Here is a 20939-nt window from a genome sequence, read left to right as displayed (position 1 = left end):
TCGAAGCAACATGTCCAAGGCAACCGACCTCGCTCCGCTGATCTCGGTGATCACACCGACGCACAATCGCCGCAGCAAGGTGGTGCGCGCCGTGGAGAGCGTGCTGGCGCAGAATTTTCCCCGGTTCGAACACATTGTCGTCGATGACGGCTCGACCGACGGTACGGCAGCCGCACTTGCCGAAATCCGCGATCCACGGCTGATCTATGTTGGCTCGAAATGGCGCGGCGCCAATGCCGCCCGCAATGCCGGCATAGAGCGGGCGCAGGCGCCGGTGGTGACATTCCTCGATTCCGACGACGTCTATTTGCCGGATCGCCTGGCGCGGACGCTGGAGCAGTTCGACAACAATCCCTCGCTCGAAGTGCTGATCAGTTCCTTCGTGTCGCTGAAGGGCAATCGCCGCACCAACTGCGTCAACCGCGAGGCGCTGCTGAGCCGCGACTCGCTGGAGCGGGCCCTTGTCGCGCAGACCATCTTCATTGCCGGGTCGGCAATCACCGCCCGGCGCGAGTCGCTGCTGGCCATCGGCGGCTACGATAGTGACGTCACGCGCATGCAGGATCGCGAATTGTTGCTGCGCTTTGCCCGTCGCAGCGGCGCGCAGCTGTCCGAAGTGATCGACTGGAAAAAGTACAACTCGGAGAATTCGATCTCCGGTCGCCGGGACGGCTATGTCGAAGCCTATGCGAGCTTGATCGACAAGCACCCCTATATCGCCGACCGCTACCCCTACATTCCGCCTTACATGATCGCCCGGCAGCTCATCGCCGATGCACTCAAGGGCAGGGTTTCGCAGGCGTTCTCCGGCTATATGGCCAACCGGTCGTCGAAGGCGCTTGGCTATTCGCTGCCGCAGCTGTTGCGTGGCTATGTCGGCGGCCGGCGCTGGCGCCGCGATCTCTATGCCGAATTTCGCGACAAATACGGTGCACGACCGGCCTGAAGTTTGCCGACAAGCCGCGCAGCGGCTTTCCCCTCCGAACTGCCTCAAACCTCATTTGTCGAGTTCCGGCAGATATGGGTCGGAATATAGCCGCCGGTCGCGTTCGCCCTGCAGGCAGTCCATGGGTGCGGCGGCATCGATCGGGACCACGGTCGCATCGGCGATGCCGCTCACCTCCAGGATCAGCTTGCGGCGTATGGCGGTGGCGAATTCCGAGGCCGCATAGATCGGCAACACGAAGGAGCCGGGCCCACCGGTGACGCAGTCGTCATAATACTGGTCGAGATGGCTGAAGGTCGGCGACGGGCTGATCAGGATCGGCAGGCCGTTGATGACGATGCCCTTGGCCACCGCCGCATCGCGTGTCGTGGCGACGGGCAGCCCGGTGTTGTTGGGACCGTCGCCGGAAATGTCGATGACGCTGCGTGGCGCATCGAACCCCGTGCCCTCGAACAGCCCGGCGCCGAAGGCAAGCGCACCGGAAATCGAGGTGCCGCGAAAGCTGCGGAACGGCCGCGCTTCTATTCTGTCGGCGAAGGCGTTGGCGCTCTCTGCGCTGTCGATCACCTGCCAGGCGATGACGCCATCCTCGCGCACGACGCCCGCCCATTCGAAATAGGCAAGCGCGATGCGCCCGGTGGTTCCCGAGCGCACGGCCTTGATGAAATCGGGATGCCTGAGGGCCTCGACATAGCCAGCGAGCTGCAGCGCGAACTCCCTCTCGTCCATCGACTGTGAGATGTCGACGGCCAGCACCAGTTCGACATCCACGGCAACGGCCGGGGCAGCCACGGGCGTGGTGCAGGCAAGGCAAGCTAACAGACTGAACGCGTCGAGCATGGCCGCACCACCGATATTTCGATCCGTGATCTTCGCCGCGATCGCGGCGAAATAAAGCCCCTTCTACTTCTTTCGCCGCACGGCCGCTTTCGGCGGCGGGTCGATGGCGCCGGTCCTGACTCGGGCGGGTTTCAGTGGCGCAGCACCCGTATCCTTCACGATGTTCAATGCGCGTGGAAAGAAATGATCATTGTGCAGTCCGCGCCCGATGTTGAGGATCGCGGTTTCCGGCAGGCGTTTCTCCAGCATGGACAGCACCCTTCGCAGCGAAGGACCATCGAACGCGTCCATCGCTTCGTCGATGATCACCCATTTCGGCTGCCGCAAGGCGAGCCTGGCGAAGGCCAGCGAGCGCTGTTCGTCATCGTTGAGTTCACGCTCCCAGCGTGCGGAACGGTCGAGCGAGGATGACAGCCGCTCGAGGCCGACCTCGGCCAGCACCGCCCCAAAATCAGCATCGCCAGCCGGCGCCGAGCCATTCGGATGCAGCACTTCGCGTAACGTGCCGGCAGGAAAATACGGAACACGCGGCACGAAAATCGGCGTTTCTCCGGCCGGCAAGCCGATCCGCCCGCTGCCCCAGGGCCAAAGGCCGGCAATGGCGCGGAAGAACAATGTCTTGCCGGCGCCTGGGTCGCCGGTGATCATGACGCGCTCACCGGGATGGATCTCGACATGGCTGTCTGAAAGTTTGGTGCAGCCCTCCGGCGAGGCCACTTGGAGCTTCTCGAAGGTCAGGCTGCCATTGGCGTTATCGCCGAATTCGATGCGCTTTTCCTTGTCGTGCAACGCATCGGTTTCATCGAGCGCAATGCGGAAGTCGGCAACGCGCATCAGCGTGGCGCGCCAGTCGGCGATGCCGCCGATATTGTTGATGAACCAGCGCAGCGACGAGTGCACCTGGTTGAAGGCGCCGACCGCCATCATCAACCCGCCAAAGCTGATATCGCCTGAAAAATAGACCGGCGATGCCACAAGGATCGGCGCCACCACGGTGATCCAGCCATAGGTATCGGTCACCCAGGACAGGTTGATCTGCGCTTTGTAGATGTTTCGCATCGCGCCCAGCACCGTGCCAAGGTCGATTTCGAGCCGTCTCTTGGCATCGGCTTCGCCGTGATAGAGCGCGATGGCGTCGACATTCTCGTTGACGCGCACCATCGAGGAGCGCAGCTCGGCCTCGCGGGTGTAGCGGTCGCTGTTGAGGCGGATCAGCGGCCGCCCGACCAGCCAGCTCAGCCAGGAGGCGATGCCGGCATAGAGGAACGCGGCCCAGACCATGTAGCCCGGTATCGCCAGCGACCAGCCGTTGATGTGGAAGACGAAGCCCGACGAGAGTTGCCAAAGCACGCCGACGAACGACACCAGCAGGATGAAGGATTGCAGCAGGCCGACGCCGAGGTCCGTCGACAGATCGGACAGATGCGCGGCATCCTGCTGCATGCGCTGGTCGGGATTGACGCCGATGGCGCCGGCATTGGCGAGCCGGAAGGCCCGCGCCGGCCGCATCCATTGGTCGATCAGGTCGAGCGTCAGCGCCTCGCGCAGCTTCAGCCGGATCATCTGGTTGAGCCAGGTCTGAGCGATGTTGAGCAGCAGCAGCGTGCCGGCAATCACGGCAAAGATCATCAGCTGATGCAGGAAGGCCGCCATGTCGCGACGCGCCAGCGCATCGTAGAAAGGCTGGTTCCAGCGGTTGAGCAGAACCTGGCCGATCGACGTCGCGACGATGACCGCCATAATGCCGACCGACGTCCAGACCAGCCACTTGCGCACCGGTGAGCCTATCAGCGCCCGTTTGATCGTCGCTACCTGATCGCGCAGGCTGCTGGCTTCGACGGTTACCGGCTGAACGGTGGCGGACTTGTCCGGTTGATCAGCCATGCACGAGGTCCTTGCGTTCAGAAGCGTTGCTGAAACCAGATGGAGAGACTTGAAGGCATCCGCCGCTCAAACGGACCGCGAATGCATCTGCGACAGATAGGTGGGAAAAACCCACGCAACACCAGTTTTCATGATGATCACGAAGGTGTCACCTGACGCGTCGTCGATGTCACCCCTTCCGCCCGGCGGCCAAGCCGCGTCGCACCGTGCGGTGACAGTACCGGCACGAAGACACGGCGCGAGGCGCGCTGCGCGACCGGCACGCCCTGATAGAGCCGCTTCTGCGCCTCGACCACGATGACGCCGGAAAAGATCGGCCAGAACCGCCGGCCGGCGCGCTCCAGCACATTGTGGAACCGCATCATGAAGCGCCGCGGCGATGGCGGGAAGAACAGCGCGTCGGACCAGGAAGCCGGTGTGAAATTCGCCTCGCGCAGCAATTCTGTCAGCTGGCCGCGCGAGAACGGCCGGCCATTGCCGAACGGCGTGTGCTCGAACCGCGCCCAGACACCGCGCCGGTTGGGCACGACGATGACGACGCGCCCTGCCGGCGACAGCACCCGCCAGATCTCGTTCAGCGTCTCGCGCGGGTTTTCGACATGTTCGAGCGAATGCACGAGCAGCATGCGGTCGATGCAGGAATCGACCAGCGGCAGTTCCTCGTCGAAGACCAGCGCCGTAGCCGTCGGCCCGTTCGCCGGCCAGACGACGGCGCCTTGCGTAGCAGGCATGAAGGCAAACACCCGCTCGGCATCGGTGCCGAACCGCTCCAGCCACGGCAAGGTATAGCCGAGCCCGACCAGCCGCTCATTGGGCACTGTTGCCCATATTGAGGACAGCGCCATGGTGATCGAGCGTTCAGCCAGGCGGCCGAGCGTGGTCGAATAGAAGGAGCGGAGATCGACGATATCGGAATGCATGCGCGGGACGGTAGCTGCGATGCCGCCCAAGTTCAACAAAGCCGGCACGTTCTGCAAAGCTAGAGTGACATCGGCGGCCAAGCGCCCTATGTCTGCGCCAACAGATGGAGAGATGCCAATGCCCGTCGAAATCGAACAGTTCATGTGCCGCAGCGACAATTTCGGCGTGCTGGTGCATGACCCGAAAAGCGGCGAGACCGCCATTATCGACGCGCCCGAAGAAGCGCCGATCATTGCCGCGATCGAGCGTACCGGCTGGAAGCCGACGATGATCCTGACCACCCACCACCATGTCGACCATGTCGAGGCCAATCTGGCGCTGAAGGAGCGCTTCAAGCTGCGCATCGTCGGACCGGAGGCTGAAAAGGAAAAGATCCCCGGCATCGACGAGACCGTCGGGCAAGGCTCGGTCGTCCATCTCGGCGGCGAGCGGATCGATGTCATCGCCACGCCCGGCCACACTGCGGGCCATGTCTCCTATCATTTTCCGGCCTCGAAAGTGGCGTTCACCGCCGACACTTTGTTCGCGCTCGGCTGCGGCCGGCTGTTCGAATGCAAGCCGCCGGTGATGTATGAGTCGCTGAAGAAGCTCGCCGCACTCCCGGCGGACACGGTCATCTATTGCGGCCATGAGTACACGCTTTCGAACGCCCGCTTTGCGTTGACCGTCGACCCGACCAATTCGGCGCTGAAAGAACGCGCCGCCAAGATCGAGACCCTGCGCGCCGACAACAAGGCGACGCTGCCGACCACGATCGGCGAGGAATTGTCGACCAATCCGTTCCTGCGCTGGCACGACCCGGCGATCCGCAAGCATCTCCGTATGGAGGAGGCCTCCGACGCCGAAGTGTTCGCGGAAATCCGCAAGCGCAAGGACAATTTCTGAGCATCGTTCCGGGATCAGCCATGACCAGCGCCGCTGAAATCATCGCCATGCTTGGCCTCAAGCCGCATCCGGAAGGCGGCTGGTATGCCGAGACCTTTCGCGACGGCGCCGGTGGCGCGCGTGGCCATTCGACGGCGATCTATTTCCTCCTTGAACAGGACCAGATTTCGGCCTGGCACCGGGTCAAGGACGCGGCCGAGGTCTGGCACTTCCATGCCGGAGCGCCGCTGGCGCTGTCGATGTGCGAGGAAGGTAGTCCAATGCTTAACCAGGTGATCGAGCAGGTGCTCGGCATTGAGCTTGCGGCGGGCGAGCGGCCGCAGATCGTCGTGCCGGCCGGCTGGTGGCAATCGGCGCGCAGCCTCGGCGAATGGACGTTGGTCGGCTGCACCGTGGCGCCGGGCTTCGACTTCGCCGCGTTTGAAATGGCCGAGCCGGGCTGGCAGCCTTAGGCCAGAAGAAAACCAAGAGTTATGCAGAGCTGGGCGGCGTAGTACAGCACCCAGACCGCATAACGGATGCCGGCGCGATAGGGTGCTATTGCCGGAACCAGGAATTTCTCCGCGGCAAGCAGCCCGTCCGATGCCATGAACATAACAGCGCCGCCGATGACCCACGGATTGTCGAGCGTCAACGCCGAGATGCCCATCGCCAGAATGGCCGCGATATAGACGGCGATCGGCACCCGCAGGCCGGGACTGACACGGCGCCAGAGCGCCGCCAGCATGACGACTGCGAAGGCCGCCATGGCAAGCGCGATGGCGCCGCGCCATGTCTCGGTGCTGAGCACATCCAGCCCGCCGCCGCCGCGCAGGAAGAGCGGCACATAGAGGACATGCGCCGCAAGGAAGCTGGCCAGCCCGCCGAGGAAGGCCTTTTCGCCGTCACGCGACAGGAAGGCATCGCCGACGCCGCTGAGCAGCAGTGCGACGACGAGTAACAGCGGCCCACCTTGCATGAAGGCGAGTGCCGCAAGCATGGCCACGGCCAGCGTCTTTGCCGCCGAGCGGGCCAGCGTCGGCCGCATATCCAGGGTGAAGGCGTAGATCACTGCCGCCACCAGCGAAAAAATCAATGTTGCATTGGCGTTGGCGTCGATGCCGCCGGCAAACGGCATGGTCATGCGCTTGCCCCACCCATTGCCGCCTTGCGCAGGAACAACGATTTCGCCGCCAGCGCCGCGCCGCCGGTGATCAGCACGCAGGCCGCCAGGATACGCAGCGACGGCTCGGCAACGCCCGCCGCGATCAGCACCAATGTCGACAGCAGTGGCGCCGCATAGCTTGCCGCGCCGAGCACCTGGATGTTGCCTCGTTTGACGCCGATATCCCAGGCGTAGAAGGCGGCACCCACCGGCATCAACCCCAAACCAACCACCGCCAGCCACTGGCCGGGGCCATCGGGCAGCACCGTCTTTTCCAGCAGAAGATGGCAGATGAGGGACAGGGCTGCCGTGGCGGCGCAGAACCAGGTGACGATCGAGGTCGGCACCGCCGGAAAGCGCCGGGACAGCAGCGAATAGGACGACCACAGCAGCGCACAGACGGCCGCCATCGCATAGCCGAAGGTGTAGCGAGCATCGAAGGCGAGGCCGCCACCCTTGGTGACGATCAGCACGGTCCCGGCGAGCCCGAGCAGCGCGCCGACGACATGGTTCCAGGCCAGCTTCTCGCCCGGCATCAGCGCTGATCCCAGCACGATCAGCAGCGGCCACAGATAGGCGATCAGGCTTGCCTCCACCGCCGGCGCGTTGCGCAGCGCGGTGAAATAGAAGAAATGGTAGCCGAACAGTCCGGCAATGCCGATCACCCAGACCTGGCGTGGGATCTTCAGGCTTTTATCGGTCGCCGGCATGAACAGCCGGGCAACCAGCCCGACCGCGGTGCCGATGGTGAAGGTGATGGCCGAGAGCAAGAATGGCGGCACGGCGCCCGACGCATCGGTGAGCAACGCCAGCAGCGCCCACATGGCGACCGCCGAGAAACCGATCAGTGTTGCGCGCCCCATGCCCGTCTCCGGCGACGCGCCCCATTTCTATTCGGGTAGGCGCATCTATTCAGTTGCTTCGAACCGCCCCGCGCTGACAGTCAAGGTGCCGATCTGCGTCCCGACCGTGGCGTGGATCGGCGCATATATGCCGGTTTGGCCGAGCGGTGCAAACGTCACCATCATCTGGCTCTTCTTCTTCAGGTAATTCAGCGCCTTGCGGCCCTTGCGGTAGCCTGCCACCGGCTCGAAGCTCATCTTGCAGGTAACGGTGTCGCCCTTGTAGCCCTTGACCGAGATCGATCCTTTCGAGGCGTAGGTCAGCGTCAGGTCGGCGCGCATCTCGCCGTCATAGAATTTCACCTTGCGCCCACAGACCTGGTCGAGGCTGTCAGCATGGATGACGGTAGCCGCCATCGGATCGAGCACCGATGCCAGATCGTTGCTGCCCAGCGGTATCCAGTTTTTGGGATTGCGCTTTTTCGGCTCGGGAATGACCTGGGTGGCGGTCACCGCGCCATTGGCAAAGCGGATATCGACCATGGAAGCCTTCTTGCCGGACTTATAATCGGCGCGAAATACCTGCGGCTGCATCTGCTTGCCCAGGATCTTGCCCTTTGACGAGATCGTGCCGCTCGTGTCGTCGAACAAGGTGGCGAGACCCGCGCTGGAGACGGTGCCGTCTATGGAATAGCTATCGCCTTCGTAGTGGCTGGAAAATGTCGCCTTGGCCACGGAAAGACCGAGGAACGACACCGTGTATTCGCCCTTGAAGGACTGTGCGGTGGCTGCGGGCGCGGCGGCAAGGGTTGATGTTGGCAAGGCGGCGACAAATATGGCGACAACGGCATGTGACGGGCGAAGCATGGCGGGCTCGGTCCTTGATTTTTTTAACTGGAGGCGGGCGACTCCGGCTTGAGATGTCCCTGTCCGACCGCTTATAGGCTGAATTCCGGCCTTTATGTGAAACGCTCGTCACAGTCGTGGGTAAGCCGGAGCTTGACGCATTGGCGAAATGCAACTATGGAACGCCAACTTTTCCATAAGGCCGCCTGACTGAAACCGCGCGCCACCCGGCGCGGGCGAACAAGGTTTGGCAGGCTTAGACAGAACTGAAGGTTAGAACCATGTCCCGCACCTGCGAACTCACTGCCAAGGCAGTCCAGACCGGCAACAATGTGAGCCACGCCAACAACAAGACCAAGCGCCGCTTCCTGCCGAACCTCGTCAATGTGACGCTGATTTCGGAAGCGCTGAACCAGAATGTGCGCCTGCGCATTTCGGCCAACGCGCTGCGTTCGGTCGAGCATCGCGGCGGCCTCGACGCCTTCCTGGCCAAGGCCGACGCCAAGGAATTGTCGCAGCGCGCGCGCCTGTTGAAGAAGCAGATCGCCAAGAAGCTGGCCGACCAGCCCGCCGCTTAACGATATCAAGGCGGGGGACGACCGCCCTGAGCATCGGAGCAATCCGATGCTCAAAACTTCTAAGGCAGCAGCATCGGAGCAATCCGATGCTCAAAACTTGCAAGGCAGCGCGACCCGAACTTCGGCTAGCGCCTGGCTGGTTCCATTACCCAGGATAAAAAAATGACTTCCTTCTCGCGATATCTGCCCTTTGTGGCCGCCATGGCGCTTGTCGTCGTGGCATCGAACATCCTCGTGCAGTTCCCGATGCAGGGCCAGGCCGGCGGTCTGTCGCTGGGCGACATCCTGACCTGGGGCGCCTTCACCTATCCCTTCTCCTTCCTGGTCACCGACCTTGCCAACCGCCGCTACGGGCCGACCGTGGCGCGCCGCATCGTCCTTGTCGGCTTCATGATCGCTGTGGTCTGCTCGATCCTCGTCCCGCCCTTCCTGTTTCGCCACGGCCTGATCGAGTTCGAGACATCAGCCGACCGGCTGGTGCGCATCGCCGCAGCTTCCGGCGCGGCCTTTCTTTGCGCGCAATTGCTCGACGTCACCGTCTTCAACCGGTTGCGCCGGCAGAGCTGGTGGCGCGCGCCGATCGTCGGCACGCTGGTCGGCTCGGTGTTCGACACCCTGGTGTTCTTCAGCATCGCCTTTTCGGCCGCCTTCGCTTTTGCCGGCCCGAACGACAGTTTTGCGCTGGAGACGGCGCCGCTGATGGGCGTGCTGCCGGTCGAGACCATGCGCTGGGTCTCCTGGGCGCTGGGCGACCTTTCGGTGAAGCTGATCATCGCTGTTGTGGCCCTGATCCCCTACCGGCTGCTCGCCGCCCACTGGAGCCAGCCGACCGTGGCTGTCTAGGCCGTGATCCCTTGGGTCCAGCTCGGCTCGGCCAAAACGCCTGACGGCGGACAGGAACTGCGCCTCAAGCAGCGCGGCAGCGAATTCTCGATCATGCTCGGCACCAATGAGCTGATGAACAGCCGCCTCAGCGGCTCCGAGGAAGCGCTGGCCAAGCTCTCCTGTGAAAAGATCGGCGGCCGCGCCCAACCGAAAATCCTGATCGGCGGCCTCGGCATGGGTTTTACGCTGCGCGCTGCGCTTGCCCAAATGGGCGCCGACGCAGGCATCACGGTTGCCGAGCTTGTCCCCGCCGTCATCGCCTGGGCGCGCGGCCCCATGGAGGCGGTCTTCGCCGGCTGTCTCGACGATCCCCGTGTGACGGTTCGCGAAGCCGACGTCGGGCACATCATAAGATCCGACAAGGCAGCCTGGGACGCCATCCTGCTCGATGTCGACAATGGCCCCGAAGGCATCGTCTACAAGGGCAACGACGCCCTCTATGGCGCTGCCGGCCTCGGCGCGGCGCGTGCAGCGCTCAGGCCCGGGGGCGTGCTGGCTGTTTGGTCGCAAGGCCCCGATGCCGGCTTCACACTTAGGCTCAAGCAGGCGGGCTTTGTCGTGGACGAGGTGAAGACGCGCGCCAATGGCAAGCGCGGCGCGCGCCACGTCATCTGGATCGCCACCAAGCCTTAGGGCTCTCAATCCTGGTGCAGGATGAATTCCAGATAGAGGTTGCGCTGCAGGATCGAATGGTTGTCGTCCGAGATCAGCGACACCATCAGCGCTCCGTCATCGCGGGTCCAGACGTCGAGCCCTTCCATATTGTCGATCTGGTAGCCCATATCGGCTTCCATCAGCACCGGCCCGTCGGCAACCGCGCCCTTCTCGACGCTTTCGCCATAGATGCGTCGCAGCCGCATCCTGACACCGCCGGCCATCGAGAAACTGCGCTCCAGCAGCAAGAGATCGCCATCCGGCAGGAAAGCGCCGTCGGTGATGTCGAAATCGCCGTTGCGCTTGACCGTGAAGACGCCCTTGTGCGGCCCTTCGATGATGGCGGCATAGATGTTGCCAGCCTTGTCCAAGCTCTTTTCCGAGACCACGACGAGGCCGCCCTCGTGCTGGCCGTTGGGATTGGCGTGGGTGACGGTCTCGAAACCGCGGTTCTGTCGCAGTTCCCGGGCTGGAACCAGGAAGTTCAGTTGCTTGAACGGCGCCGTCATGTTGCTGGGGTCGATCTTGAACTGGGCGACGCGGTGATCGCGCTCGAAGCCGACGGTGGCGATGCCGTCCTTGACTGCAAGGCCCTCGGCATCGACTTCCCATTTCCTGTCGATCGGCCGGCCCTTCTCATCGACCATCTGCTGCATGCGGAAATTCTGGATGCCGGACGGCCGCTTGTCGGCATCATGGGTGATAGAGCCGAAGAACCAGAAGCCCGTATCGGCGACGCCGATGAAATCGCTGCCGGGTTTGACGAACCGAAATGCCGACAGCGCGCCGAAATCGCGCGTCGTCGAGTTCATCTCAAGACCGCCGACGAATTCCAGCGGCCCAAACTGCTTGTCGGCGCTGCCGATATGGAAGGTGGTGATCGGCCGCGCCGAGACTTCGACCGGCTCGACCGCGCTTGGGCCGGCGGCGATGGCCGGCGCAAACGCCATGCCGGACAAGGCAGTGACCGCGAAGAGCATCTGCCGAAACCCGCCGCGCAAAAAAATCATCCGGCGCGCCGGTAGCCGCCGCGGCGTGTATCGCGCACGTTTTCCTCGGCGAACAGCGAGGCCAGCTGCTCGGTCATGGCGCCGGCCAGTTCCTCGGCATCGACGATGGTGACGGCGCGCCTGTAATAGCGGGTGACGTCGTGGCCGATGCCGATGGCCAGAAGCTCGACCGGCGAGCGCGTCTCGATCAGCTCGATGACGGCGCGCAGGTGCCGCTCGAGATAGTTGCCAGGATTGACCGACAGCGTCGAATCGTCAACCGGCGCGCCGTCCGAGATCATCATCAGGATCTTGCGCTGTTCGGGCCGGGCGATCAGCCGGTTGTGCGCCCATAACAACGCCTCGCCGTCGATGTTTTCCTTCAGCAGGCCCTCGCGCATCATCAGGCCGAGATTGCGCCGGGCGCGACGCCACGGATGATCGGCGGATTTGTAGATGATGTGGCGCAGATCGTTGAGCCGGCCGGGGTTCGGCGGCTTGCCGTCCTTCAGCCACTTCTCGCGAGCCTGTCCGCCCTTCCACGCCCGCGTGGTGAAGCCGAGGATCTCGACCGAGACGCCGCAGCGCTCCAGCGTGCGCGCCAGAATGTCGGCACAGGTGGCGGCAACCGTGATCGGCCGACCGCGCATCGAGCCCGAATTGTCGAGCACCAGCGTCACCACCGTGTCGCGGAATTTGGTGTCGCGCTCCTGCTTGAACGACAAGGGCTGCATCGGGTCGATGACGACACGAACCAGGCGTGCCGGATCGAGATAACCCTCTTCGAGGTCGAAATCCCAGGAACGGTTCTGCTGCGCCATCAGGCGGCGCTGCAGCCGGTTGGCGAGCCGTCCGACGACGCCGGAGAGATTGGCCAGTTGCTTGTCGAGGAAGGCGCGCAGCCGGTCGAGTTCTTCTTCCTCGCACAGCTCTTCCGCACCGACCGTCTCGTCGAAGGCGGTGGTGAAAACCTTGTAGTCGATCTCTTTCGGCAGGTTGGCGAACGGGTTGTCGTTACGGCGCGCCTCGCCCGGCGTTTCGGCGTCCGCATCGTCATCGTCGGAAAGATCGTCGGCAGTGGCGTCGGAGGCCTCAGTCTCGGACGACTGTTCGTCGTCGGCCGAGGCCTCGGCATCCTCGGATTGCGACTGCTCGGAGCCGGAATCCTCTTCGCCGCCCTCCTCGCTCTGCTCCTCGCCTTGCGGCTGGTTCTCGTCATTGTCCTCGGAGTCTTCGGTCTCCTGATCGTCGCCGAGTTCCTCGGCCATCTCCATGGACGCCAGCATCTCACGCACGACGCGGGCGAAGGCCTGCTGGTCGCCGAGCTTGGCCGACAGTCCGTCGAGATCGGCCTTGGCCTTCTCCTCGACCCAGGGCCGCCAGAGTTCGACCAGCCGCTCGCCGCTCTTCGGGATCGGCCGCCCGGTCAGCTTTTCGCGCACCATCAGCGCCAGCGCTTCCTCGATCGGCGCGTCGGCCTTGTCCTTGACGTCGACAAGGTTGGCCTTGGCGTATTTGTCCTCCAGCATGGAGCCGATATTGTCGGCGACGCCCTGCATGGCGCGGCTGCCGATCGCCTCGACGCGGGCCTGTTCCACGGCGTCATAGATCGAGCGCGCCAGCTTGCCTTCCGGCGCCAGTTTGGTGTGGATACGCTGATCGTGGCAGGCGCGCTTCAGCGCCATGGAATCGCCCAGGCCACGAGTAATCGCGATGTCTGTCTTGGACGCTTTCTTCGGCAGTTCGGGCAGACGGGCGCGGCTGCCGGCGAGCGCCGGGCGGTCCTTGGCGAAACCGACTTCGAGCTCCTTGTCGCCGGCGATGGCGCGCATGCAGACGGTGACGGCACGCTTGAAGCTGTCGGCTTCAGACCCCGTCTTCGACTTGTTGCGCGTGTTGTCGCCCGGACCCGCCATCGAGGCTCTGCTCAGCCCAGCACCACGTTGGCGGCGCTCTCGGGCAGGTCCTCGCCGAAGGCGCGCTGGTAGAACTCGGCCACCACCGAACGCTCCAGCTCGTCGCACTTGTTGAGGAAGGTCAGCCGGAACGCCATGCCGATATTGCCGAAGATCTCGGCATTTTCGGCCCAGGTGATGACAGTACGCGGGCTCATCACGGTCGACAGATCGCCATTGATGAAGGCCGAGCGCGTCATGTCGGCGACCCGCACCATCTTGTTGACGATGTCCTTGCCCTTGCCGTCGCGATAGTGCTTGGCCTTGGCCAGCACGATGTTCACCTCATTGTCGTGCGGCAGGTAGTTCAGCGTGGTGACGATCGACCAGCGATCCATCTGCGCCTGGTTGATCTGCTGCGTGCCGTGATAGAGGCCGGTAGTGTCGCCGAGGCCGACCGTGTTGGCGGTCGAAAACAGCCGGAACGCCGGATGCGGGCGGATAACCCGGCTCTGGTCGAGCAGCGTCAGGCGGCCCGACGATTCCAGCACGCGCTGGATGACGAACATCACGTCCGGACGGCCTGCATCGTACTCGTCGAAGCAGAGCGCGACATTGTGCTGGTAGGCCCAGGGCAGGATGCCGTCGCGGAATTCGGTGATCTGCAGGCCATCCTTGACGACGATGGCGTCCTTGCCGACGAGGTCGATACGGCTGACATGGCTGTCGAGGTTGACGCGCACGCAGGGCCAGTTAAGGCGGGCGGCGACCTGTTCGATATGGGTCGATTTGCCGGTGCCGTGATAGCCAGACACCATGACGCGGCGGTTGTAGGCAAAGCCGGCAAGGATCGCCAGCGTCGTCGCCTTGTCGAACAGATAATCCGGATCGATGTCCGGCACATGTTCCGAGGTCACCGAATAGGCCGGCACCACCATCTTGGACTCGAAGCCGAATTTGTCTTTCACCGACACCGTCGTGTCGGGCAAATTGGCGATGTCGCGATCGACCTTGTTCATCTCTATCCAAGTCTCCACGGGCGAAATGCCTGATTTCGCCGGCAATCGATTTTGTCCGGGGGCGGTCTTAGAGCCTTTTCCACCCTTATGAAAGTTGGAAAACGACACGAACCGTTAGGTTGCTCAGCACAAACCCGCCTGCTTGAGCACGCGATAGGCCTGCAGCACATCGCGGAACCGGTCTTCCGAACCTCTATCGCCGCCATTCGCATCCGGATGGTGGCGCTTCACAAGTTCCTTATAGCGCGCCTTGATGTCCTTGCCAGTCGCCTTTGTATCAAGGCCAAGCGTTTCCAGCGCCTTGGCCTCAAGCGGCTTGGCCTTGCGTTCGCGCGCCTCGCGCGGGTCCTTCGGCCCTTTGAACAGATCGAAGGGATCGCGCATGCGGTTGTAATAGCCGGCGCGACCGGAACGCTGCTGGGCGAAATCGGGCGAGGAGCGCGTCGAGGCGCCGGCGACGCCCATCTTCCATGTCGGCCGGTGGCCGGTCATCGCTTCCTTCTGGAAGCGGGCTATCTCGGTGTCCGGCACGCCGGAGAAGTAGTTGAAACCCTTGTTGTATTCGCGCACATGATCGAAGCAGAACTGAAAATACTCGCCTTCCTTCATGCGTCCGACCGGCGCCCGGTGGGTACCGGCCTCCTTGCAGCCGTCCCACTGGCAGATCGGCGAGTGCGACTTCAGCTCCGCATCCTTGTCGGGACGGACCCGAATTTTCTCGAAATATTTGGGGTACGGTTTCATCTCACCCATTTATGGGCTGTTCGCACGTGCGAAACAAGAATTGACATTTTCGCGATCATCGCCCTAACCGCTGAATCGCGGCATAAAGCAGGGCGAATGGCGATTTTTGAGGCGGCCCGGCGGGATCGATCCCGATTTCCCGATCACGCCTTGCAGATATGGTGAAGGGAGATGGCGATGTCCATACAGGCGACGATGGAAGACAAGCTGAACAAGGCGTTTTCGCCGGAGCGGCTGGCGATCGTCAATGAAAGCCACCTTCATGCCGGTCATCACCACCACGGCTCCGACGATCACGGTGCCTATGACGGCACCGGCGAGACGCATTTTCGCGTCCGCATCGTCTCATCCGTCTTTGCCGGCATGAGCCGCATCGACCGCCACCGCGCCGTCAACGAATTGCTCGCAGCGGAGCTGCAAGCCGGCGTCCATGCGCTGGCAATCGAACCGGCTGCACCCGGCGAAAAGACCCGTTGGTAAGTCTCTCCGCCTCAGATCACCGCTTCGATGAGAAACGGTCCCGGACGCGACAGGGCACTGTCGAGCAGCGCGTCGAACCGCTCGCACGTGTCGGCGCGGGCCGCCTCGACGCCCATGCCTTTGGCCAGCGCAACCCAGTCCAGCGCCGGATGGTCGAGATCGAGCATGCGCCTAGCGTTCTCGCCGATCTCATTGACCCCGACATTCTTCATTTCGCCATGCAGGATGGCGTAGGTCCGGTTGGAAAAGATGATGGTCACGACGTCAAGCTTTTCCCTGGCCTGGGTCCACAGTCCCTGCACCGTGTACATGCCGCTGCCGTCGGCCTCGAGATTGATCACCTTGCGGTCCGGGCAGGCGATCGCTGCTCCTGTCGCCATCGGAATGCCGCCGCCGATCGATCCGCCCGTACCCATCATGTAGTCGTGCGGCGCCGCAAAGGCGGATAGCGCGAAGAACCGTCTCGCCGAGGTGACCGCTTCGTCGCAGACGATGGCATTGGCCGGAAGTTTGCGCGCCACCGACAGCGCGATGGCATCGTCCGTCAGTCTGCCGCTCAGCGTCGGTTCGTCTGGAAAGGCGGTTGCGGCGGCGAATTGCTGCGTCGGCTTGATGCCGACCTCGGCAGCCAGCGCCTCCAGCGCCGCTTTCAGATCCTGGCCATGCGCCGCCAGCGAAAGCACCTTGCAATCGTCCCGAACCAGCCGCCCGGGCTTGCCGGGATAGGCGAAGAAGGCAACCGGCTCCTTGGCGCCGACCAGCACCAGCAAGTCGATATCCCGGAGCATGGCCGTCGCCGCATCGACCGGATAGGGAATGCGGGTCGGGGCGAACCGCCCGCGGCCGCGCTGCATGCGGGCGATCAGAACCTCACTGAACAGCCTGACATCGCTTCCCGATGACATTCTCCCTGCGATTTCAAGTCCATCGGCGCGCGCCGCCTGCCCACGCACCACCATGCCGACACGGCCCGGCGCGGCGCGGATTGCTTCGGCGATCGTGCGCACAACAGCCATGTCGACGGCGGGCGGCGGCTCCAGCTTCACCTTGCCAGGCGAAATCGCAGCAACTTCGCCCCAGGCGGCATCCGCAGGCAGGATCAAGGTCGTGACGCCAGGCGGCGTGAGTGAGGCGCGGAAAGCCGCCTCTGCGGCCGGCACAATATCGGCCGGCCCCTTGACGCGGCCAACCCAGTTCGACATCGGCGACGCCAGGCCTTCTATGTCGCTGGTCAGCGGGGCATCGAGCGGCAGATGGTAGGAAGCATGGTCGCCGACAATGTTGATCATCGGGCTGCGCGCACGCCTTGCGTTGTGCATGTTGGCCAAACCGTTGGCGAGACCCGGTCCGGTATGCAGCAACGTTGCTGCCGGGCGGTCGGTCATGCGCGCATAGCCGTCGGCGGCGCCGGTCACCACGCCCTCGAACAGGCCGAGCACGCAGCGCATCTGAGGTTTGCGGTCCAGTGCGGCAACGAAATGCATTTCGGATGTGCCAGGATTGGCGAAGCAGACCGTGACGTCATTGGCCAGGAGCACGTCGCACAGCAGATCGGCGCCATTCATGATTTTCTTTCCCAATCGACAACTCAGGAACAATTGCACCTGTAGCCGCCGGGTCGGCAATGTCCCGCCGGGGCTTTTGGTCTGATCCAGGACGCCTCGCGGGGATCGGGGATCAACCGACGGTCCATTCAGGAAGGCCAGCATCGCGGCGGTCAACGCGTCGCCGTCCTCGCCGAAGTCGTGATTGATCGACATATGCGTGTAGGCGTTGCCGTCGAACAGCGTCACTTCAGTGCCGATGGCGCGCAGGCGTTTGGCAAAGCCTTCGATTGGTCGTCGCGGCCTTCGGCGCGCGAATAGGCGATGAAGGTCGGCGGATGCTTGTGTCCATCGAGATAGCTGGCCGGCGACAACGCCGCCCATCAGCGCCGCAGCACCGGGCAACCCGCCATTCCAGCCACTCCGAATGTTTCCTCCCAAGCCTTCTACCCGGATTGCAGCCACTCTCCTTCATGTGAAGGGAACCAACAATGCTTTCCGACAGTTGAAGGTGATGAGGCGATTGGAATCCAGATCGGCTCCGAGGGCAGAACATCATGCGTGCAACCCAATCCGACGTCTTCGATCTTTTTTCGGAAATTTATGCCAATGCGGCGGACGAAGAGGTCAGCATCCAACAGTATCTTCTTGCCTGTCGGGAAGACAAATCGATGTACGCTTCGGCTCCCGAAAGGATGGTCGACGCAATCGGCGAACCAAAACTGGTTGACACCAGCAAAGACGAGCGGCTCGGCCGCATTTTCTCGAATCGGACCCTCAAGGTCTACCCTCATTTTTCCGACTTCTATGGAATGGAGGATACGATCGAGCGCATAGCCGGGTATTTCCGCTATGCCTCGCAGGGGCTCGAAGAACGCAAGCAGATCCTCTATCTCCTCGGCCCGGTCGGCGGCGGCAAATCCTCTCTGGCCGAGCGCCTGAAGAAACTGATGGAGCAGCGCCCGATCTACACGCTGAAGGTCGGCAACCAGATCAGCCCGGTTTTCGAGTCGCCGCTTGGGCTGTTCCATCCCGATCACATGGGTGATCTGCTAGAGGATAAATACGGCATAGCCCGGCGCCGGCTGAACGGATTGATTTCGCCATGGGCGGCCAAGCGCCTCGACGAATTGTCTGGCGACATCTCCAAATTCAGCGTCGTCAAGCTGATGCCTTCGCGGCTGCGCCAGATCGGCATTGCCAAGACCGAACCTGGCGATGAGAACAATCAGGATGTCTCGGCCCTGGTCGGCAAGGTCGACATCAGGCAATTGGAAAATTTTAGCCAGTCCGACCCCGATGCCTATTCCTATAGCGGTGGCCTGAACCGGACCACGCAAGGTCTGCTTGAATTCGTCGAGATGTTCAAGGCACCCATCAAGGTTCTGCATCCGCTGCTGACCGCGACACAGGAAGGCAGCTACAACGGCACTGAAAATTTCGGCGCCTTTCCCTACCAGGGGATCATCGTCGCCCATTCCAACGAGTCGGAATGGCAACAGTTCAAGAGCAACAAGAACAACGAGGCGTTTCTCGATCGCATCCTGGTGGTCAAGGTACCCTATTGCCTGCGGATCACCGAAGAGAGGCAGATCTATGAGAAATTGTTGCGTGAGAGCGAGTTGGCCGCCAGCCCCTGTGCCCCTGAAGTTTTGGACATCCTCAGCCGCTTTGCAGTTTCGACGCGCTTGGCCGAGCACGACAACTCGCCGCTCTACACCAAGATGCGCGCCTATGACGGCGAAAATCTGAAGGAAGTCGATCCCAGGGCAAAGTCGGTCCAAGAATATCGCGACGCCGCCGGCGTCGATGAAGGCATGACGGGCGTCAGCACGCGCTTTGCCTTTAAGATCCTTTCGCAGACATTCAACTTCGACAATGAGGAGGTCGCCGCCGATCCTGTGCATCTGATGTACATTCTGGAGGAGGCGATCAAGCGGGAGCAGTTCCCGAAGGAAACGGAAGCGGCATATCTTGAATTCATCAAGTCGGAGCTTGCAGCGCGCTACGCCGAGTTTATCGGCCACGAAATCCAGAAGGCCTATCTGGAGTCCTATAGCGAATACGGCCAGAACCTCTTCGACCGCTACATCGCCTATGCGGATGCCTGGATTGAGGACCAGGACTACAAGGACCCCGACACCGGCCAGATCCTCAACCGGGAGATCCTGGACAACGAACTTTCGCAGGTCGAGAAACCGGCAGGCATCGCCAATCCCAAGGACTTCCGTAACGAGGTGGTGAAGTTCACTCTGCGCGCTCGCGCAAGAAACCACGGCCGCAACCCGTCATGGACCAGCTATGAAAAATTGCGCGAGGTCATCGAGAAGCGGATGTTCGGACAGGTCGAGGACCTCTTGCCGGTGATCAGCTTCGGCTCCAAGCAAGACAGCGTTACGGAAAAGCGCCACAACGAATTCGTGCAGCGCATGATCGAGCGTGGCTACACAGAACGGCAGGTACGCCGGCTGGTGGACTGGTACATGCGGGTGAACAAGGCGGGTTGACAGAGCCGGATGGTTCCATGCCGATCTTCATCGACCGTCGCCTGAACCCCAAGGACAAGAGCCTTGGCAATCGACAACGCTTCCTCAGGCGTGCTCGCGAGGAGTTGAAGCGGAGCATTCGCGATCAAATCCGCACTGGCAGGATCGCCGACGTGGATACCGAGCACGCCGTGCCCATGCCTGAAAGGAAAACGGCCGAGCCGAGCTTCAACGATGACAGGGCCAGCGGACGGCGCCGACACATCCTTCCGGGCAACAGGCATTTTTCCCCTGGAGACCTGCTCCCGAAGCCGCATGGGGGCGGCGCGGCGTCGTCGCCAGGAAACACGGCGTCGGAAGACGATTTTCGTTTCGTGCTGTCACGCGAGGAGGTGCTCGAACTCTTTTTTGAGGATCTCGAACTGCCCGACCTGGTTAAGCTCAATCTCAAGGAAATCCTTGCCTTCAAGCCGCGCCGGGCCGGCTTCGCGGCAACCGGTTCCCCGACCAACATCAATGCCGGCCGCACCATGCGCAACAGCCTAGGCCGGCGCATTGCGCTGAGGCGCCCCACGCAGCAGGAACTGGAGGCGATCCTCCGGGAAATCGTCACGCTTGAGTCGGCCCCGGCCGGCGCGGCGGTGCGCCAGCGCATCGCGGAATTACGCGACGAGCTTGACCGGCTGGAGCGACGGCGCAGGCGAATTGCCTTTGTCGATCCGGTCGATATCCGATTCAACCGCTTCGACGCCCGGCCGGTGCCGAATGCCAATGCCGTCATGTTCTGCCTTATGGACGTGTCCGGATCGATGGGCCAACGCGAAAAGGACTTGGCCAAACGCTTCTTCGTGCTGCTGCACCTGTTCTTGAAACGGCGCTACGAACGCACGGAGATCGTCTTCATCCGCCATACCCATGAGGCGCACGAAGTGGATGAGGACACGTTCTTCTACAACACGCAGAGCGGCGGTACGATCGTCTCCACCGCGCTCGACGAAATGCACCGCATTATCGGCCAGCGCTATCCTGCCAGCGAGTGGAACATTTACGCCGCGCAGGCCTCTGACGGGGACAATTTCACCACCGATTCCGAGCGATGCATAGAGCTCATGAACGGCAAGCTCATGCGCCTGTGCCAGTATTTCGCCTATGTCGAGATCATCGACGAACGCGAGAGCCACATATTCGGTGCTACCGAAAACGGGACGTCGCTTTGGCGCGCCTACAGTACGATCGAGCTGAAATGGCCCAACTTCCAGATGAGCCGCATCGCTGCTCCCGCGGATATTTACCCGGTCTTCCACCGGCTCTTCGCCAGGCAGCCGGCGGCCATCAAGAGCGCTTGAGAGAGAGAGAG

At 62.6% G+C, this 20939-nt stretch carries 21 protein-coding genes; 9 read left to right on the top strand and 12 right to left on the bottom strand.

Annotated elements, in window-relative coordinates; genetic code table 11:
* Window positions 1–10 precede the first annotated feature (10 nt).
* A complete protein-coding gene (locus NKK50_RS05415; RefSeq protein ID WP_023673297.1) occupies window positions 11–946 on the top strand; it encodes a glycosyltransferase family 2 protein in 936 nt (311 codons plus the stop codon).
* Window positions 947–997: 51 nt separating this feature from the next.
* Here the strand turns inward: NKK50_RS05415 and NKK50_RS05410 are convergent, their stop codons facing one another.
* From NKK50_RS05410 to NKK50_RS05400, 3 genes are all read right to left on the bottom strand, one after another.
* Entirely contained in the window at window positions 998–1786 is a 789-nt protein-coding gene (locus tag NKK50_RS05410) for a DUF1194 domain-containing protein (protein WP_023833385.1), read from the bottom strand.
* Between the two features lie 63 nt (window positions 1787–1849).
* Entirely contained in the window at window positions 1850–3670 is a 1821-nt protein-coding gene (locus NKK50_RS05405) for an ABC transporter ATP-binding protein/permease (RefSeq protein WP_352543161.1), read from the bottom strand.
* Between the two features lie 137 nt (window positions 3671–3807).
* Entirely contained in the window at window positions 3808–4590 is a 783-nt protein-coding gene (locus NKK50_RS05400) for a class I SAM-dependent methyltransferase (protein WP_023670688.1), read from the bottom strand.
* Window positions 4591–4708: 118 nt separating this feature from the next.
* On the opposite strand from NKK50_RS05400, the gene gloB reads away from it, so the two are divergent.
* Window positions 4709–5476, top strand: coding sequence for a hydroxyacylglutathione hydrolase (gene gloB, locus NKK50_RS05395; protein ID WP_023745809.1), 768 nt, complete (start codon window positions 4709–4711; stop codon window positions 5474–5476).
* A 20-nt stretch (window positions 5477–5496) separates the two neighbouring features.
* Window positions 5497–5928: a cupin domain-containing protein gene (locus NKK50_RS05390; protein WP_023699114.1), complete on the top strand. Its 432-nt coding sequence runs from the start codon at window positions 5497–5499 to the stop codon at window positions 5926–5928.
* Here NKK50_RS05390 and NKK50_RS05385 read toward each other — a convergent pair.
* The 3 genes from NKK50_RS05385 to NKK50_RS05375 are packed head-to-tail and all read right to left on the bottom strand — an operon-like array spanning window position 5925 to window position 8329.
* A complete protein-coding gene (locus NKK50_RS05385) occupies window positions 5925–6599 on the bottom strand; it encodes a lysoplasmalogenase family protein (RefSeq protein ID WP_352500403.1) in 675 nt (224 codons plus the stop codon). The genes NKK50_RS05390 and NKK50_RS05385 overlap by 4 nt on opposite strands.
* Window positions 6596–7483 (bottom strand): aromatic amino acid exporter YddG, encoded by an 888-nt coding sequence (gene yddG, locus NKK50_RS05380; protein ID WP_023745806.1) that lies wholly within the window; start codon window positions 7481–7483, stop codon window positions 6596–6598. Before yddG ends, NKK50_RS05385 begins: the two co-directional genes overlap by 4 nt.
* A 45-nt stretch (window positions 7484–7528) precedes the next feature.
* Window positions 7529–8329 (bottom strand): DUF3108 domain-containing protein, encoded by an 801-nt coding sequence (locus NKK50_RS05375; protein ID WP_023745805.1) that lies wholly within the window; start codon window positions 8327–8329, stop codon window positions 7529–7531.
* A gap of 260 nt (window positions 8330–8589) precedes the next feature.
* Here NKK50_RS05375 and rpmB point away from each other — a divergent pair, with 260 nt between their 5' ends.
* The 3 genes from rpmB (at window position 8590) to NKK50_RS05360 (ending at window position 10404) form a co-directional block, all read left to right on the top strand.
* A complete protein-coding gene (gene rpmB, locus NKK50_RS05370) occupies window positions 8590–8886 on the top strand; it encodes a 50S ribosomal protein L28 (RefSeq protein ID WP_023670682.1) in 297 nt (98 codons plus the stop codon).
* Window positions 8887–9048: 162 nt separating this feature from the next.
* Complete coding sequence (locus NKK50_RS05365; protein ID WP_023745804.1) at window positions 9049–9729, top strand: queuosine precursor transporter; 681 nt, start codon at window positions 9049–9051, stop codon at window positions 9727–9729.
* Window positions 9730–9732: 3 nt separating this feature from the next.
* Window positions 9733–10404 carry a polyamine aminopropyltransferase gene (locus tag NKK50_RS05360; protein WP_023694049.1) on the top strand — a complete coding sequence of 224 codons (672 nt, stop codon included), beginning with the start codon at window positions 9733–9735 and terminating at the stop codon, window positions 10402–10404.
* A gap of 5 nt (window positions 10405–10409) precedes the next feature.
* Here NKK50_RS05360 and NKK50_RS05355 read toward each other — a convergent pair whose 3' ends face one another.
* From NKK50_RS05355 to NKK50_RS05340, 4 genes are all read right to left on the bottom strand, one after another.
* Window positions 10410–11435 carry an esterase-like activity of phytase family protein gene (locus tag NKK50_RS05355; protein ID WP_023685362.1) on the bottom strand — a complete coding sequence of 342 codons (1026 nt, stop codon included), beginning with the start codon at window positions 11433–11435 and terminating at the stop codon, window positions 10410–10412.
* Complete coding sequence (cobT, locus tag NKK50_RS05350; RefSeq protein ID WP_023685363.1) at window positions 11432–13330, bottom strand: cobaltochelatase subunit CobT; 1899 nt, start codon at window positions 13328–13330, stop codon at window positions 11432–11434. The genes NKK50_RS05355 and cobT overlap by 4 nt, the downstream gene beginning before the upstream one ends.
* Window positions 13331–13341: 11 nt before the next feature.
* The gene (gene cobS, locus NKK50_RS05345) at window positions 13342–14328 is read right to left on the bottom strand and encodes a cobaltochelatase subunit CobS (RefSeq protein WP_023670677.1); all 987 of its coding nucleotides are present in this window, start codon (window positions 14326–14328) and stop codon (window positions 13342–13344) included.
* A gap of 123 nt (window positions 14329–14451) precedes the next feature.
* The gene (locus NKK50_RS05340) at window positions 14452–15081 is read right to left on the bottom strand and encodes a J domain-containing protein (RefSeq protein ID WP_032887126.1); all 630 of its coding nucleotides are present in this window, start codon (window positions 15079–15081) and stop codon (window positions 14452–14454) included.
* 168 nt (window positions 15082–15249) lie between these two features.
* On the opposite strand from NKK50_RS05340, the gene NKK50_RS05335 reads away from it, so the two are divergent.
* Window positions 15250–15552, top strand: coding sequence for a BolA family protein (locus NKK50_RS05335; protein WP_023670675.1), 303 nt, complete (start codon window positions 15250–15252; stop codon window positions 15550–15552).
* 11 nt (window positions 15553–15563) lie between these two features.
* On the opposite strand, the gene NKK50_RS05330 is transcribed toward NKK50_RS05335, so the two are convergent.
* The gene (locus NKK50_RS05330) at window positions 15564–17117 is read right to left on the bottom strand and encodes an acetolactate synthase large subunit (RefSeq protein WP_023701378.1); all 1554 of its coding nucleotides are present in this window, start codon (window positions 17115–17117) and stop codon (window positions 15564–15566) included.
* Between the two features lie 224 nt (window positions 17118–17341).
* On the bottom strand, window positions 17342–17470 hold the full coding sequence (locus NKK50_RS05325) for a hypothetical protein (RefSeq protein WP_023670673.1): 129 nt from the start codon (window positions 17468–17470) through the stop codon (window positions 17342–17344).
* 183 nt (window positions 17471–17653) lie between these two features.
* Between NKK50_RS05325 and NKK50_RS05320 the strand changes: the two genes are divergently transcribed.
* Together NKK50_RS05320 and NKK50_RS05315 are read left to right on the top strand one after the other, a co-directional pair.
* On the top strand, window positions 17654–19603 hold the full coding sequence (locus NKK50_RS05320; protein WP_023714986.1) for a PrkA family serine protein kinase: 1950 nt from the start codon (window positions 17654–17656) through the stop codon (window positions 19601–19603).
* A gap of 17 nt (window positions 19604–19620) precedes the next feature.
* Window positions 19621–20928, top strand: a complete 1308-nt coding sequence (locus tag NKK50_RS05315; protein ID WP_023686733.1) for a YeaH/YhbH family protein — start codon at window positions 19621–19623, stop codon at window positions 20926–20928.
* Window positions 20929–20939: the final 11 nt, after the last annotated feature.

This window comes from Mesorhizobium sp. M0001, assembly GCF_040324255.1.
GTDB lineage: Bacteria > Pseudomonadota > Alphaproteobacteria > Rhizobiales > Rhizobiaceae > Mesorhizobium.
The sequence above is the reverse complement of the archived record's forward strand: the minus strand, read 5'-3'. Positions and strand labels throughout refer to the sequence as shown.